General features: G+C 73.0%; 10 protein-coding genes. 5 read left to right on the forward strand and 5 right to left on the reverse strand.

Annotated elements, in window-relative coordinates; all coding sequences use genetic code 11:
• Window positions 1–119 precede the first annotated feature (119 nt).
• Window positions 120–1,082 carry a phosphatase PAP2 family protein gene (locus ACFV8H_RS24855; protein WP_380403735.1) on the forward strand — a complete coding sequence of 321 codons (963 nt, stop codon included), beginning with the start codon at window positions 120–122 and terminating at the stop codon, window positions 1,080–1,082.
• A 116-nt stretch (window positions 1,083–1,198) separates the two neighbouring features.
• Here the strand turns inward: ACFV8H_RS24855 and ACFV8H_RS24860 are convergent, their stop codons facing one another.
• Together ACFV8H_RS24860 and glnA are read right to left on the reverse strand one after the other, a co-directional pair.
• Window positions 1,199–4,225 (reverse strand): bifunctional [glutamine synthetase] adenylyltransferase/[glutamine synthetase]-adenylyl-L-tyrosine phosphorylase, encoded by a 3,027-nt coding sequence (locus ACFV8H_RS24860; RefSeq protein ID WP_380403736.1) that lies wholly within the window; start codon window positions 4,223–4,225, stop codon window positions 1,199–1,201.
• A gap of 192 nt (window positions 4,226–4,417) precedes the next feature.
• Complete coding sequence (gene glnA, locus ACFV8H_RS24865; protein WP_375892633.1) at window positions 4,418–5,779, reverse strand: type I glutamate--ammonia ligase; 1,362 nt, start codon at window positions 5,777–5,779, stop codon at window positions 4,418–4,420.
• Between the two features lie 175 nt (window positions 5,780–5,954).
• On the opposite strand from glnA, the gene ACFV8H_RS24870 reads away from it, so the two are divergent.
• Window positions 5,955–7,709, forward strand: a complete 1,755-nt coding sequence (locus ACFV8H_RS24870; protein WP_380403739.1) for an NAD+ synthase — start codon at window positions 5,955–5,957, stop codon at window positions 7,707–7,709.
• 25 nt (window positions 7,710–7,734) lie between these two features.
• Here ACFV8H_RS24870 and ACFV8H_RS24875 read toward each other — a convergent pair whose 3' ends face one another.
• From ACFV8H_RS24875 to ACFV8H_RS24885, 3 genes are all read right to left on the reverse strand, one after another.
• Window positions 7,735–8,778 (reverse strand): endonuclease/exonuclease/phosphatase family protein, encoded by a 1,044-nt coding sequence (locus ACFV8H_RS24875; protein WP_375892635.1) that lies wholly within the window; start codon window positions 8,776–8,778, stop codon window positions 7,735–7,737.
• A 196-nt stretch (window positions 8,779–8,974) separates the two neighbouring features.
• Window positions 8,975–9,604, reverse strand: a complete 630-nt coding sequence (locus ACFV8H_RS24880) for a TetR/AcrR family transcriptional regulator (RefSeq protein ID WP_375892637.1) — start codon at window positions 9,602–9,604, stop codon at window positions 8,975–8,977.
• Window positions 9,605–9,750: 146 nt separating this feature from the next.
• A complete protein-coding gene (locus tag ACFV8H_RS24885; RefSeq protein ID WP_380403742.1) occupies window positions 9,751–11,391 on the reverse strand; it encodes an MFS transporter in 1,641 nt (546 codons plus the stop codon).
• Between the two features lie 277 nt (window positions 11,392–11,668).
• On the opposite strand from ACFV8H_RS24885, the gene panB reads away from it, so the two are divergent.
• From panB to ACFV8H_RS24900, 3 genes are all read left to right on the forward strand, one after another.
• Window positions 11,669–12,538, forward strand: coding sequence for a 3-methyl-2-oxobutanoate hydroxymethyltransferase (gene panB / locus ACFV8H_RS24890; RefSeq protein WP_380403745.1), 870 nt, complete (start codon window positions 11,669–11,671; stop codon window positions 12,536–12,538).
• Window positions 12,539–12,675: 137 nt separating this feature from the next.
• Window positions 12,676–13,701: an ATP-binding cassette domain-containing protein gene (locus ACFV8H_RS24895; RefSeq protein ID WP_380403747.1), complete on the forward strand. Its 1,026-nt coding sequence runs from the start codon at window positions 12,676–12,678 to the stop codon at window positions 13,699–13,701.
• Entirely contained in the window at window positions 13,698–14,528 is an 831-nt protein-coding gene (locus ACFV8H_RS24900) for an ABC transporter permease (RefSeq protein ID WP_375892643.1), read from the forward strand. The genes ACFV8H_RS24895 and ACFV8H_RS24900 overlap by 4 nt, the downstream gene beginning before the upstream one ends.
• The last annotated feature ends 66 nt before the right edge of the window (window positions 14,529–14,594 follow it).

Genomic DNA, 14,594 nt, shown 5'->3' on the forward strand with positions numbered 1-14,594 from the left:
GACCGCACCCCCTACCCCGGTGGGATCCGCCCCCTACCCCTGGAGGGGGACAGCCGGTGAAGAATCCACTTCCAGAGGATGAGCAGACGGCTACGAGCGGTCTGGCAGACTTCTCGTCCATGGGGGAACCGACCGAGATCCAGCGAGGCGACGCCCGACGCGCCGACGCGGCCCGCGGTGGCGGTTCCGAGGCGACCGAGGCCACTCCGGCCCGGCTGCCCGAAGGAGCCACCCGTGCTGCCCAGTCCCGCACCGCCGCCCTGCGCGGCCGCATCCGGGACCAGCGGCGCTCACCAGCCCGGCCGCGGATCTGGTTCGAGCTCGCCCTGATCGGGATCAGCTACTGGCTCTACTCCCTCGTGCGCAACGCCGTCCCGGAGCAGGAGGCGATAGCCCAGAAGCACGCACGCTGGATCTGGGACCTGGAGAAGGACCTAGGCATCGCGGTCGAGCGCTCGATCAACCACGCCGTGGACAGCGTCGGGTGGCTCATCACCGGGATGAACTACTACTACGCGACCCTGCACTTCATCATCACCATCGGTGTGCTGGTCTGGCTCTACCGCAGCCACCCCGGCCGCTACGTCGCCGCCCGCACGGTGCTGTTCGTCACCACCGGGATCGCCCTGGTCGGCTTCTACGTCTTCCCGCTGGCCCCGCCGCGGCTGATGACCGACGGCGGCTTCATCGACACCGTGCAGGCCCACCACACCTGGGGCTCGTTCGCCTCCGGGCCCGCCGCGCACGTCTCCAACCTGTACGCGGCGATGCCCTCGATGCACATCGGCTGGTCGATGTGGTGCGGTCTGACGATCTTCTTCCTGGCCCGCCGGACCTGGGTCCGGGTGCTCGGACTGATGTACCCGGCGGCCACCCTGGTGGTCATCATCTCGACCGCCAACCACTTCTGGATGGACGCCGTCGGCGGCGAGATCTGCCTGACGGTCGGCTTCCTGGCCGCCCGCTGGCTGTACCACGAGTGGGTGTACAAGCTGCCGCGGGTGCCCGCCCGGGAGCAGGCCGAGGAGCCGGTCACCGTGCCGGAGCAGTGGAGCGAGCCGGCGGTCGGCGCACGGCGCTAGCGACGGCCGAGGGACGAGGGACGAGTCACGAGTCACGAGGAGGGGCCCCTGATCCAGGGGCCCCTTTCGCGTACCCGCCGACCCCTCCCGATCGGCCTCGCGCGCGCCGGTGGGGCTCAGGCCGACCCGTAGAACAGCCGGTCCACCACCGCCCGGGCCCGCCGGGTGGTGCGCCGGTAGTCGTCCACCAGCTCCCCGCTGTGCCCGGCGCCGTACCCGAGGTAGCGGGCCACCCCGGCCAGCTCCCGGGCCTCCCCGGGGAAGCTGTCCCCCGGCCGCCCGCGCACCAGCATCACCGCGGAGCGCACCCGGGAGGCCAGTACCCACGCCGCCTCCAGCACCTCCGCGTCGGCCGGCTCCACCAGCCCGGCCCCGACCGCCGCCGCCAGGGCGGCCCTGGTCCGGGTGGTCCGCAGGCCCGGCACCTCGTGCCCGTGCTGGAGCTGGAGCAGCTGCACCGTCCACTCCACGTCCGCCAGCCCTCCCCGGCCGATCTTGGTGTGGGTGGTCGGGTCGGCACCGCGCGGCAGCCGCTCGGCCTCGATCCGCGCCTTGATCCGGCGGATCTCCACCAGGTCCCGCTCCGGCACCCCGGTCCCCGGGTAGCGCAGCGGGTCGATCAGCTGCCGGAACCGCGCGCCCAGCTCCTCGTCCCCGGCCACCGGCTCGGCCCGCAGCAGCGCCTGGCTCTCCCAGGCGTGCGACCAGCGCCGGTAGTACGCCGCGTACGAGGCCAGGGTGCGGACCAGCGGGCCGCTGCGCCCCTCCGGCCGCAGGTCGGCGTCGACCAGCAGCGGCGGCTCGGTGGACGGCGCGGCCAGCAGGGTGCGCAACTCGTTGCAGACCGCCTGGGCCGCCCTGGCCGCGTCCTGCTCCAGCGAGCCGAGCAGCGGCTCGTGGACGAAGAGCACGTCGGCGTCCGAGCCGTAGCCCAGCTCGTGCCCGCCGAAGCGGCCCATCGCGATCACCGCGATCCGGGTCGGCAGGTCCCCGTGCTCGGCCTCCCAGCCGGCCACGCAGGCGCGCAGCGCGCCCTGGAGGGTGGCGGCGTTGAGCGCGGTCAGCGCCTCCCCCGCGACGTCCAGCGCCTCGGCCGGGTCGTCGCCGAGCCGGCCCAGCACGTCCGCGGCGGCCGTCCGGAACAGCTCCCGGCGGCGCACCGAGCGGGCGGCGGCCACGGCGGCGGCGGCGGACCCGGCCCGGCCGACGGCGGCCAGTGTCTCCGACTGGAGCGCCGCCCGGCCGCGCGGCACCGGGCCCTGCGGGTCGCCCAGCATGGCCACCGCCTCGGGGGCGCGCAGCAGCAGGTCGGGGGCGAGCCGGCCGGCCGACAGCACCCGGGCGAGCTGCTCGGCGGCGGCGCTCTCGTCCCGCAGCAGCCGCAGGTACCAGGGGGTGCGGCCGAGCGCGTCGGAGACCTGGCGGAAGTTGAGCAGTCCGGCGTCCGGGTCGGCCGACTCGGCGAACCAGCCGAGCAGCACCGGCAGCAGGGTGCGCTGGATCGCGGCCTTGCGGCTGACCCCGGAGGCGAGCGCGCTGATGTGGCGCAGCGCGGCGGCCGGGTCCGTGTAGCCGAGCGCCTCCAGCCGGGCCCGGGCCGCCTCCGGGGTCAACCCGGCCGCGCCGGGCGGCAGTTCGGCGACGGCGTCGAGCAGCGGCCGGTAGAACAGCTTCTCGTGCAGCCGCCGCACCTCCACCGCGTGCCGCTTCCACTCGCGCTGCAGCGCGGCCACCGGGTCGGAGCGGGTGTCGTCGTTGATCAGCGCGGCGAGCGAGCGGGCGAGCCGGCGCTGGTCCGCCTCGGCGGTGGGCATCAGGTGGGTGCGGCGCAGCCGGTGCAACTGGATGCGGTGCTCCAGCGAGCGCAGGAAGCGGTACGCGGTGTCCAGCGAGGCGGCGTCCGCCCGGCCGACGTACCCGCCGCGGGAGAGCGCGGCCAGCGCCTCCAGGGTGTTGCCGCTGCGCAGCGCCGGGTCGGTGCGGCCGTGCACCAGCTGGAGCAGCTGGACGGAGAACTCGACGTCGCGCAGCCCGCCCGGGCCGAGCTTGAGCTGGCGGTCGACCTCGGGGGCCGGGATGGAGTCGATCACCCGGCGGCGCATCTGCTGGACGTCGGTGACGAAGTTCTCCCGGGCGGCGGCCTGCCAGACCATCGGGGCGAGCGCCTCGACGTACGCGGCGCCGAGCTCGGCGTCCCCGGCGACCGGGCGGGCCTTGAGCAGGGCCTGGAACTCCCAGGTCTTGGCCCAGCGCTGGTAGTAGGCGAGGTGGCTGGCCAGGGTGCGCACCAGCGGGCCGTTGCGGCCCTCCGGGCGCAGGTTGGCGTCCACCGGCCAGATCGTGCCCTCGCCGGTGGTGTCCGAGCAGAGCCGGGTGAGCGCGGCGGCCAGCCGGGTGGCGGCCTTGACGGCCGCGTGCTCGTCCACGCCCTCGCGCGGCTCGGCGACGAAGATGACGTCCACGTCGGAGACGTAGTTGAGTTCGCGGCCGCCGCACTTGCCCATCCCGATCACCGCGAGCCGGCAGGCCGCGGCGGCCTCCGGGTCCTGCTCGGCGGCGAGGTCCAGGGCGGTCTGGAGGGTGGCGCCGGCCAGGTCGGCGAGTTCGGCGGCGGTCTGGGCGAGGTCGGTGGTGCCGGTGAGGTCGCGGGCGGCGATGGCCAGCAGGCAGCGCCGGTAGGCGATCCGCAGGGCGTTCTCGGGGCTGCGGCCGGCGCCCCGGACGCCCTCGGCGAGGGCACGGCGGAAGTCCGCCGGGCCGGGGTGCATGTCGCGCAGTTCGAAGGTGACCAGCGCGTGCCAGTCGTGCGGGTGCCGGGCCAGGTGGTCGGCGAGCGCGGTGGAGACGCCGAGCACGCCGAGCAGCCGGTCGCGCAGCGGCTTGGAGGTGGTGAGGGTGTCCCGCAGGGTGTGCCGTTCGGCCTCGTCGGCGGCCTCCAGCAGCCTGGCCAGGCCCAGCAGCGCGAGGTCGGGGTCGGCGGTGGCGCCGAGCGCGTCCAGCACCACCGGGTCGTCGGCCAGGCCCTCCAGCCCGGGGCCGTCCAGCAGCCGCACCGCCTTCGCGGGATCGGTGAACCCGCGCCGGACCAGCCTGATCTCGGGCCGGCTGACCCGGCTCCCGGCCCGCTGTTCCTCCACCGCCATCGGCCCCTCCATCCCGTCCGCCAAGGGGGCCCGCCCCCGCAGGCAGGTTACGCTCACCGGCGGCCCCGCGCCGGGCGTGACCGCCGGGCGGACCGCCCCCGTGACGACGGCCCCACCGCGGCCCGGGCGGGCGACGGCGGGGCCGGAGGAGGGGCGGAGCCGCAGCTCACAGCAGGTGCTCGGAGCACCTGCTCAGAGCACCTGGAGGTTCTTCCGCAGCTCGAACGGGGTCACCTCGGAGCGGTACTCCTCCCACTCCTGGCGCTTGTTGCGCAGGAAGAAGTCGAAGACGTGCTCGCCCAGGGTCTCGGCGACCAGCTCGCTGCGCTGCATCAGGTCGATGGCCTCGCCGAGGTTCTGCGGCATCGGCTGGATGCCGAGGGCACGGCGCTCGGAGTCGGTCAGCGCCCACACGTCGTCGTCGGCGCCGGGCGGGAGCTCGTAACCCTCCTCGATGCCCTTGAGGCCGGCCGCGAGGGTCACGGCGTAGGCGAGGTACGGGTTGCAGCCGGTGTCCAGGGAGCGGACCTCGATCCGGGTGGAGCCCTGCTTGCCCGGCTTGTACATCGGCACCCGGATCAGCGCCGAGCGGTTGTTGTGGCCCCAGCAGATGTACGAGGGGGCCTCGCCGCCGGCGCCGGCGGTGCGCTGGGAGCCGCCCCAGATCCGCTTGTAGGAGTTCACCCACTGGTTGGTGACGGCGGCCGTCTCGGCGGCGTGCCGCAGCAGGCCGGCGATGAACGAGCGGCCGACCTTGGAGAGCTGGTACTCGGCGCCGGACTCGTGGAAGGCGTTGCGGTCGCCCTCGAAGAGCGAGAGGTGGGTGTGCATGCCGCTGCCGGGGTGCTCGGAGAACGGCTTGGGCATGAAGCTCGCGTGCACGCCCTGCTCCAGCGCGACCTCCTTCATGACCAGGCGGAAGGTCATGATGTTGTCGGCGGTGGACAGCGCGTCGGCGTAGCGCAGGTCGATCTCCTGCTGGCCGGGGGCGCCCTCGTGGTGCGAGAACTCGACCGAGATGCCCATCGACTCCAGCATGGTGATGGCCTGTCGGCGGAAGTCGTGGCCCACCCCGCGCGGGGTGTGGTCGAAGTAGCCGGACTGGTCGGCCGGGATCGGCGCGGTGCCGTCACCGGGCAGGTTCTTCAACAGGAAGAACTCGATCTCGGGGTGGGTGTAGAAGGTGAAGCCCTGGTCGGAGGCCTTCTCCAGGGTGCGCTTGAGCACGAACCTGGGGTCGGCGTAGGAGGGCGAGCCGTCCGGCATCAGGATGTCGCAGAACATCCGCGCGGTGCCCGGGGTCTCGGAGCGCCACGGCAGGATCTGGAAGGTGGTCGGATCCGGCTTGGCGATCATGTCGGATTCGTACACCCGGGCGAATCCCTCGATCGCCGAGCCGTCGAAACCGATGCCCTCCTCGAAGGCCTGCTCCAACTCGGCCGGCGCCACCGCCACCGACTTGAGGAACCCGAGAACATCGGTGAACCACAGTCGGACGAACCGGATGTCACGCTCCTCGAGCGTCCGAAGCACGAACTGCTGCTGCTTGCCCATGGGGACAGTCTCACCTCTGCTCTTTACGCTCGTGTTACGCCCGGGAGGCACCCGGAAGACCTCGTCGAGCGGTTGCCCCCATCATGGCCGATCCCCGCGCGACACGGCAGGGCCGACCCCCCGAGGACTCGTCCCCGCGGGACATTGCGTCAGTTAGACGATTAGACTTCGGACCATGCCCAATCTCCGTCTCGCCCTGAGCCAGATCGACCCCTGGGTCGGTGACCTCGCCCGCAACAGCGAAGAGGTGGTGCGCTGGACCAAGCAGGCCGTGGAGGCCGGTGCCCAGCTGGTCGCGTTCCCCGAGATGGCCCTGACCGGCTACCCGGTCGAGGACCTCGCACTGCGCGGCTCCTTCGTCGAGGCCTCGCGCGGCGCCCTGGTGGAGCTGGCCGGCCGGCTGGCCGACGACGGGCTGGGCGAGGTGCCGGTGGTGGTCGGCTACCTCGGGCGCTCCGAACACCCCTCGCCGCGCTTCAACCGCCCCGCCGGGTCGCCGCAGAACTGCGCCGCGGTGCTGCACCGGGGCGAGGTGCTCACCCGCTTCGCCAAGCACCACCTGCCCAACTACGGCGTGTTCGACGAGTACCGCTGGTTCGTCCCCGGCGACCAGCTGCCGGTGCTGCGACTGCACGGGGTGGACGTCGCCCTGGCGATCTGCGAGGACATCTGGCAGGACGGCGGCCGGGTCACCGCCGCCCGCGAGGCCGGGGCCGGCCTGCTGCTGGTCGTCAACGGCTCGCCGTACGAGCGGAACAAGGACGACCAGCGGCTGGAGCTGGTGCAGCGCCGCGCCGCCGAGGCGGGCTGCACCCTGGCGTACGTCAACATGGTCGGCGGCCAGGACGAGCTGGTCTTCGACGGCGACTCGATCGTGGTCGGCGCGGACGGCGAAGTCCTGGCCCGTGCACCGCAGTTCGAGGAGCACCTGGTGCTGCTGGACCTCGACCTGCCGGCCGCCGGCAGCGACCACACCGACGGCCTGCTGCTGAGCGACGGGCTGCACCTGGTCCGCACCGAACTGAGCGACGAGCCGGCCCCGGTGCCCGCCGGCCGGCCCGCCGCCGACATCGCGCCCCGACTGTCCGACGAGGCCGAGATCTGGGCCGCGCTGGTCTCCGGCACCCGGGCGTACGTGGTCAAGAACGGCTTCCGCTCGGTGCTGATCGGCCTCTCCGGCGGCATCGACTCGGCCCTGGTGGCCGCGATCGCGGTGGACGCGCTCGGCGCCGACCACGTGCACTGCGTCTCGATGCCCAGCCGCTACTCCTCCCAGCACTCCCGGGACGACGCGGCCGAACTGGCCCGCCGCACCGGGCTGCACTTCCGGACCGTCTCCATCGCCCCGATGTTCGACGCCTACCTGGGCGCCACCGAGCTGACCGGCCTGGCCGAGGAGAACCTCCAGTCCCGGCTGCGCGGCACCCTGCTGATGGCGATCTCCAACCAGGAGGGGCACATCGTGCTCGCGCCCGGCAACAAGAGCGAGCTGGCGGTCGGCTACTCCACCCTGTACGGCGACTCGGTGGGCGCCTACGGCCCGATCAAGGACGTCTACAAGTCACTGGTCTTCCGCCTCGCCCGCTGGCGCAACGAGGAGGCCGAGCGGCGCGGCGAGGTGCCGCCGATCCCGGAGAACACCATCAGCAAGCCGCCGTCCGCCGAGCTGCGGCCGGACCAGGTGGACGCCGACTCGCTGCCCGACTACGACCTGCTGGACAGCGTGCTGGAGCGCTACATCGAGGGTGACGAGGGCCGGGACGCGATCGTCGCGGCGGGCTTCGACCCGGCCGTGGTGGACCGGGTGGTCCGGCTGGTCGACACCGCCGAGTACAAGCGGCGCCAGTACCCGCCGGGCCCGAAGACCTCGGTCAAGAACTTCGGCCGCGACCGCCGGCTGCCGATCACCAACCGCTGGCGGCGCGGCTGACCGGGCGCGGCGTGTCGGACACGCCCTAGTTGTACGTGAAGGCGGCGGCCACCGCGAGGTGGTCGCTGCCGTCCCGGGGCAGGGTGCGGGAGTCCACCGGCCGGAGCCCGCCCTTGCTCATGATCTGGTCGATCCGCGCCATCGGGAACGCCGCGGGCCAGCTGAACCCGAAGCCGTCCCCGGCCGCGCCCTGGGCCGAGCGCATCTGCGAGGTGACCGGCGCCAGGCTGCGGTCGTTCATGGTGCCGTTGAGGTCGCCGAGCAGCAGGACCTTCTTCACCGGCTCGGCCTGCACGGCGTCGCCGAGGGCCTGGGCGCTGATGTCCCGCTGGTGGACGGTGAACCCGCCCTCGGCCTTGAGCCGGACGGACGGCAGGTGGGCGACGTACACCGCGAGCGGGCCCTGCGGGGTGGTGACCTGGGCGCGGAACGCCCTGGTCCAGCCCATCCTCAGGTCCACCGGGGTGACCCCGTCGATCGGGTACTTCGACCAGAGCCCGACCGTCCCCTCCACGGAGTGGTACGGGTACGCCGCGGCGAGCCCGGTCTCGTACTCCCGCAGCTGGCTGCCGGCCAGCTCCTGGAGGGCGACGATCTGGGCGTTCGAGGCGACCAGGCCGCGGATGGTGCCCGGCACGTCGGTGTTGCCCGCGGCGACGTTGTGGCTGACCACCGTCCAGTCGCCCTTGCCGCCGCTCTTGTCGGACAGCAGCCCGCCGAACAGGTTGACCCACAGCACGGCGGGCACCAGCAGGGCGATCAGGGCGGTGGCGGAGCGGCGCAGCAGCGCGGGCACCAGCAGCACCGGGACCGCGAGCCCCACCCAGGGCAGGAAGGTCTCCAGCAGGCTGCCGAGGTTGCCGACGCTGTTCGGCACCCGGGCGTGGAAGCCCAGCAGCACGGCGGTGAGCAGGGCCAGCAGGGCGATCAGCAGTCCGCGCCGCCAGGTGCCGCTGCCGCGGGCGTCCCGGCCCCAGTGCCGCAGGCCGAGGAAGCCGCCGCTACGGCCGGCGTCCGCGCCCGCACCGCCACGGGACGTGGTCCGTTCGGTGCTGTCCGCCTGCGCCATGCCGTGGCTCCCGTCGCTCGTGCCGTCGCCGGTCCGTCGTCCGGTCCGTGGGGGTACGGGCGCGGTGCCGGACTGGTGCCGGTTTGATCGGTGACCCGGCTCAGCCTATGCCGGGACAGACGCGCGGCCCCGGGAGCGGGTTCCGGCGTGGCCCGCTTTGGTGAGCCAGGCCACGTCGGACACGAAGGAGTGAACCTCAGCGGCGCGCGATGCCGTCGAGCACGGAGTCGACCAGCTGGCGGGACAGGTCCGGGTCCTCCAGGTCGGTGTCGTCCGAGAGGACGCTGCGGTAGAGGATCGGCCCCATCAGCAGGTCGCCGAGCAGCTCCACGTCGAGGTCGTCGCGGATCAGGCCCTCGGCGACGGCCCGCCGGATCGCGAGGATCCCGACCTCGCGGCGCGGCTTGATCACCCGCTCCCGGTAGGCGTTGTGCAGCTCCGGCAGGGCCTGCATCTGGCCGAGCGTCGCCTTGAGCACCCAGCGGGTGCGCTTGGCCAGGCCCCGCCGGCGGATGTAGTCGACCATCGCGATCAGGTCCTCGCGGGCGCCGGCGCCGGTGGGGGCCGGGATCGGCTCCTCCAGCCGGCTGACCAGGTCGACCAGCAGGGCCTCCTTGTTGGGCCAGCGCCGGTAGATGGTCGCCTTGCCGACGCCGGCGGCGGTGGCGATGCCCTCGATGGTGAGTTCGGACAGCGCCTTGCCGTCGGCCATCAGGTCCTCGACGGCGGTGAAGATGGCCTGCTCGGCGGCCTCGCTGCGGGGCCGGCCGCGGCGTACCGCCGCGCAGGCCTGCCCGGTGTCGGCGCTCGGCGTGTCCGTCCTCATCCCCGCTGCCTCTCGCTCGCTGGTCCCGGGCGCGCGGGCGCCGCGGTGGGTCCGTCGGTCCGGGCCGGGGGACCCCGTCCAGGACCTGGGCCCTGCCGGTCGGGGGCACCGACCGGCAGGGCCATTGTCGCTCAGCCGTCCGCAGGTCAGGCGGCCGCGGCCGCCCGGGGCTGGTCCTGCTGCCCGGGAACCTGCCCGCCGGGACCGCCGGGGACACCCGCGGGGGCGGCGGTGCGGCGCGGGAGGAGGAACCAGGCGACCAGCGCGCCGACCAGCGAGATGCCGACCGAGAGCGAGGCCACCACGTGCATGGCGTGGATGAAGGCGTCGTTCGCCGGGCCGATCAGCCCGTCGGCCAGGCCGCCGGGGACGTGGTCGACGAAGGCCCGGGTGGACTCCAGCGACTCGGCGGCCCGGTCCAGGTTGGCCCCGGCCTTCTCCTGGACGGCCTGGGGCAGCTGGTGCAGCGGGCCGGTCATCCCGTCGCGGTAGACGGTGGAGAGCACCGCGCCGAGCACGGCGACCCCGAGCGAGCCGCCGACCTGGCGGAAGGTGTTGTTGACGGCCGAGCCGGCGCCGGCCTTCTCGCGGGGCAGCGAGCCCATGATCGCGACGGTGACCGGCGGCATGACGTGGGCCATCCCGGCGCCCATCACCAGGCCGAGCACGACCAGCACCCAGATCGGGGTCGTCGCGGTCAGCACGGTGTAGCCGACGAAGCCGAGCGCGACCAGCACCATGCCGCCCGCGGCCGTGGCGGCGACCCCGAAGCGGTCGACCACCAGCCGGGCCCGGGGGGCGAACAGCAGCTGGGCGGCGGCCAGCGGGAGCATCAGCACACCGGCCTGGAGGGCGCTGTAGCCGCGCACGCTCTGGGTGTAGAAGACGCCGAAGAAGGAGACGCCCATCAGCGCGAAGAAGATCACCGCGACGACCACCACCGAGGCGCTGAACACCTTGTTGCGGAACCAGGTGACGTCCAGCGCGGGGAACTGCGTGCGGCGCTCGAACCAGACGAAGGCGGCCAGCGCGAGCACACCCAGCAGGGTCGGGCCCCAGGCCGCGAACGCGGTGAAGTCGGCCAGCTCGCCGCCCTTGATGATGCCGTAGATCAGCGCGACCAGACCGATGACCGACAGCAGCACGCCGACCGGGTCCATCCGGCCCGGGTTCGGGTCCTTGGACTCGGGGACCAGGACGGCCATCGCGATCAGCGCGACGATCACGATCGGCACATTGACCAGGAAGACCGAGCCCCACCAGAAGTGCTCGATCAGCACGCCGCCGGTGATCGGGCCGATGGCGATGGCCAGGCCGACCGCGCCGGCCCAGATGCCGATCGCCTTGGGCTGCTCCTCGCGCTCGAAGACGTTCATGATGATCGCCAGCGTGGCGGGCATCGCGAGCGCGCCGCCGACGCCCATCAGGGCGCGGTAGCCGATCAGCTCACCGGGCGAGGCGGCCATCGAGGACAGCAGCGAGGCGATCCCGAAGACCACCATCCCGCCCAGCAGGGCGCGCTTGCGGCCGAAGCGGTCGCCGAGCAGGCCCGAGGTGAAGAGCAGCCCGGCGAACACCAGGGTGTACGAGTTGATCGCCCATTCCAGGTCGCTCTGGGTGGCGCCCAGTCCGACCGGGGCGGGGGTCGCGATGGTCTTCATCGCGACGTTGAGGATCGAGTTGTCGAGCACGACGACGAGCAGGGCGAGCACCAGGGTGCCCAGGATCGCCCAGCGCCGGCGGTGGATGGCTTCCGGCACGCGGGGTGGCGCGGCTGCGGTGGTCATTGGTCTTCCCGTCCGTGTTGGCGTGGCACTGGCGGGCATTTGCGAGTCGCTTGCGTCTCGTAACCCCCTGGACCAGAGTAGCGGCCAATACGATACGAGACGAGTCCGTTTCGTAAAATGGAAGCAAAGCCCGAGGGGCGCGAGGGGCCGGTGTGGCGTGGATCGCACCCCGCCGACCGCACCCCTCTTTGCGCTCACGCCGGGGCGTGCAAGCATGGAGGTGATCCGGGGACGCCGTACGGCGCCACGAGACGACAACCCTTCAGGAGTCCGTTCGATGAACGCTTCTTCGCCTTCGCCTGCCCAGAACCAGGCGTCGACCGCCGGCCTCTACGGCGGGGTCACCAACCGCCGCGTCACCGTCCGCGACCTCGCCAGCGCCAAGCAGCGCGGCGAGAAGTGGGCGATGCTCACCGCCTACGACGCCCTCACCGCGGGCGTGTTCGACGAGGCCGGGATCCCCGTCCTGCTCGTCGGCGACTCGGCCGGCAACTGCCACCTCGGCTACGAGACCACCGTGCCGGTGACCATGGATCAGATGGTGATGCTCTCCGCCGCCGTCGTCCGCGGCACCCAGCGCGCCATGATCGTCGCCGACCTGCCGTTCGGCTCCTACCAGGAGTCGCCCGCCCAGGCCATGCACAACGCGGCCCGGCTGATGAAGGAGGCCGGGGTCGGCGCGGTCAAGCTGGAGGGCGGCGAGCGCAGCGCCCGCTCCATCGAGCTGCTGGTCGAGGCGGGCGTCCCGGTGATGGCCCACATCGGCCTCACCCCGCAGTCGGTGCACGCCCTCGGCGGCTACCCCGTCCAGGGCCGCGGCGACGAGGCGGCCCACCAGCTGCTCCGCGACGCCAAGGCCGTCCAGCAGTCCGGCGCCTTCTCCGTGGTGCTGGAGGCCGTCCCGGCCGAGCTGGCCGCCCAGGTCACCGAGCAGCTGGCGATCCCCACCGTCGGCATCGGCGGCGGCCCGGAGACCGACGCCCAGGTGCTGGTCTGGACCGACATGGCCGGCATGACCGCGGGCCGGGTGCCCAAGTTCGTCAAGAAGTACGCGAACCTGCGCGGCGTCCTCGGCGACGCCGCCCGCGAGTTCGCCGAGGAGGTCCGCACCGGGGCCTTCCCGGCCGCGGAGCACAGCTTCCACTGACGGACGGCTCCCCCGCCCCTGCTCCGAGCCGCTCGGAGCAGGGGCGCTGTCATGCCGCCGAGGGCCGTGACAGCGGGCTGACAGCCGGGGCGGGCGGGCGACAGGGGGCTGACAGCCGGGGCGGACAACCTGGGGGCATGACAGGAATCGCGACCGCCCCGAACACGCGGGGAACAGCCGGGAACGCCGTCGAGGTCCACGGCATCGTCAAGCACTTCGGCACCACCAAGGCCCTCGACGGCGTCGACCTCACCGTCCGCGAAGGCACCGTCCTCGCCCTGCTCGGCCCCAACGGCGCCGGCAAGACCACCCTGGTGCGGGTCCTCTCCACGCTGATCAAGCCGGACGCCGGCAGCGCGTTCGTCGGCGGCTACGACGTCCTGCGCCAGCCCAAGCAACTGCGCCGCACCATCGGCCTGACCGGCCAGTACGCCTCCGTGGACGAGCTGCTCTCCGGCTACGAGAACCTCTACCTGATCGGCCGGCTGCTCGACCTCCCCAGCCGGGAGGCCAAGGCCCGGGCCGCCGAGCTGCTGGAGCGCTTCTCGCTCACCGACGCCGCCAAGCGGATCGCCAAGACCTACTCCGGCGGCATGCGCCGGCGCCTCGACCTGGCCGCCAGCATGATGGGCCGCCCCCGGGTGCTCTACCTGGACGAGCCCACCACCGGCCTGGACCCGCGCACCCGCAACGAGGTCTGGGACGAGGTGCAGCGGATGGTCGCCGAGGGCAGCACCGTGCTGCTGACCACCCAGTACATGGAGGAGGCCGAGCAGCTCGCCGACGAGCTGACCGTCATCGACCGGGGCAAGGTGATCGCCGCCGGCGGCGTCGCCGAGCTCAAGGCCAAGGTCGGCGGCCAGATCCTCCAGGTCCGCCCCGCCCACCCGGCCGAACTGCCGGAGATGGCCCGCTGCCTGCACGAGAACGGCGTCACCTCCGCCACCTTCTCCCCCGACGACGGCCTGCTCGCGGTGCCGCTCACCGGCGAGGAGCAGCTCACCGCCGTGATCGGGGTGCTCGGCGGCCGCGGCTTCGCGATCGCCGGCATCGACACCAAGGTGCCCAGCCTGGACGAGGTCTTCCTCGCCATCACCGGCAAGCCCGCCGCCGACGCGACCGCCGCGGCCGCCGACACCCTCGTCAAGGAGCCCGCCGCATGACCACCGCCACCCTCACCCCCGCCGCGCTCCGGGACCCGGCGGCCGACGAGACCCGGATCGGCCCGGCCGCCACCCTGCGCCACATCGGCGCGCTGACCCGCCGCAACCTGATGCGGATCAAGGCCGACCCGGAGTCGATGTTCGACGCCGTACTGATGCCGATCGTCTTCACCGTGCTGTTCGTCTACGTCTTCGGCGGCGCCATGATGGGCGGCGACCAGGACAAGTACAAGCAGTTCATGATCCCCGGACTGCTCGGACAGACCGGCATGACGCTGGCGCTGGCCGTCGGCACCGGCCTGAACACCGACTTCCAGAGCGGGGTGATGGACCGCTTCCGGACCCTGCCGATCGGCCGGGCCTCCGTCCTGCTCTCCAAGATCGTGGCGGAGACGCTGCGGGCCCTGCTCTCCTCGCTGATCCTGCTGACCTTCGCCTTCATCCTCGGATTCGAGCTCAAGACCGGCGTTCCGGAGCTGCTGGCCGCGGTCGGCCTGTCGCTGGTGTTCGGCATGTCGATCGTCTGGATCTCGATGCTGCTGGGCATGTCGATGAAGAGCGCCCAGGCCGTCCAGGGCGTCTCCATGCTGGTCCTGATGCCGATGCAGTTCGGCAGCTCGATCTTCGCGCCGACCAGCACCATGCCGGGCTGGCTCCAGGCCTTCACCAAGGTCAACCCGCTGTCCGCACTGGCCGACGCCTCCCGTGCGCTGCTCAACGGGGAGGGGGCGGTGGCCCACCCGGTGATGATCGTGCTGATCTGGTCCGCCGCCTCGACCGCGATCTTCGCCCCGCTCGCGGTGGCCCGCTTCCGCAAGCGGACCTGAGCGCGCCGGGGACGAGGGCCGGGCGGCGGCCGTGGACAGGCCGCCGCCCGGTACGAACGGGCGGTC

The organism is Kitasatospora sp. NPDC059827 (assembly GCF_042731675.1).
Taxonomy (GTDB): domain Bacteria; phylum Actinomycetota; class Actinomycetes; order Streptomycetales; family Streptomycetaceae; genus Kitasatospora.

Excerpts from the sequence above, each read along its gene's own strand:
- ACFV8H_RS24855 (WP_380403735.1), top strand. The coding sequence starts at position 120 with ATGGGGGAACCGACCGAGATCCAGCGAGGCGACGCCCGACGCGCCGAC.
- ACFV8H_RS24860 (WP_380403736.1), bottom strand. The coding sequence starts at position 4,225 with ATGGCGGTGGAGGAACAGCGGGCCGGGAGCCGGGTCAGCCGGCCCGAG.
- glnA (WP_375892633.1), bottom strand. The coding sequence starts at position 5,779 with ATGGGCAAGCAGCAGCAGTTCGTGCTTCGGACGCTCGAGGAGCGTGAC.
- ACFV8H_RS24870 (WP_380403739.1), top strand. The coding sequence starts at position 5,955 with ATGCCCAATCTCCGTCTCGCCCTGAGCCAGATCGACCCCTGGGTCGGT.
- ACFV8H_RS24875 (WP_375892635.1), bottom strand. The coding sequence starts at position 8,778 with ATGGCGCAGGCGGACAGCACCGAACGGACCACGTCCCGTGGCGGTGCG.
- ACFV8H_RS24880 (WP_375892637.1), bottom strand. The coding sequence starts at position 9,604 with ATGAGGACGGACACGCCGAGCGCCGACACCGGGCAGGCCTGCGCGGCG.
- ACFV8H_RS24885 (WP_380403742.1), bottom strand. The coding sequence starts at position 11,391 with ATGACCACCGCAGCCGCGCCACCCCGCGTGCCGGAAGCCATCCACCGC.
- panB (WP_380403745.1), top strand. The coding sequence starts at position 11,669 with ATGAACGCTTCTTCGCCTTCGCCTGCCCAGAACCAGGCGTCGACCGCC.
- ACFV8H_RS24895 (WP_380403747.1), top strand. The coding sequence starts at position 12,676 with ATGACAGGAATCGCGACCGCCCCGAACACGCGGGGAACAGCCGGGAAC.
- ACFV8H_RS24900 (WP_375892643.1), top strand. The coding sequence starts at position 13,698 with ATGACCACCGCCACCCTCACCCCCGCCGCGCTCCGGGACCCGGCGGCC.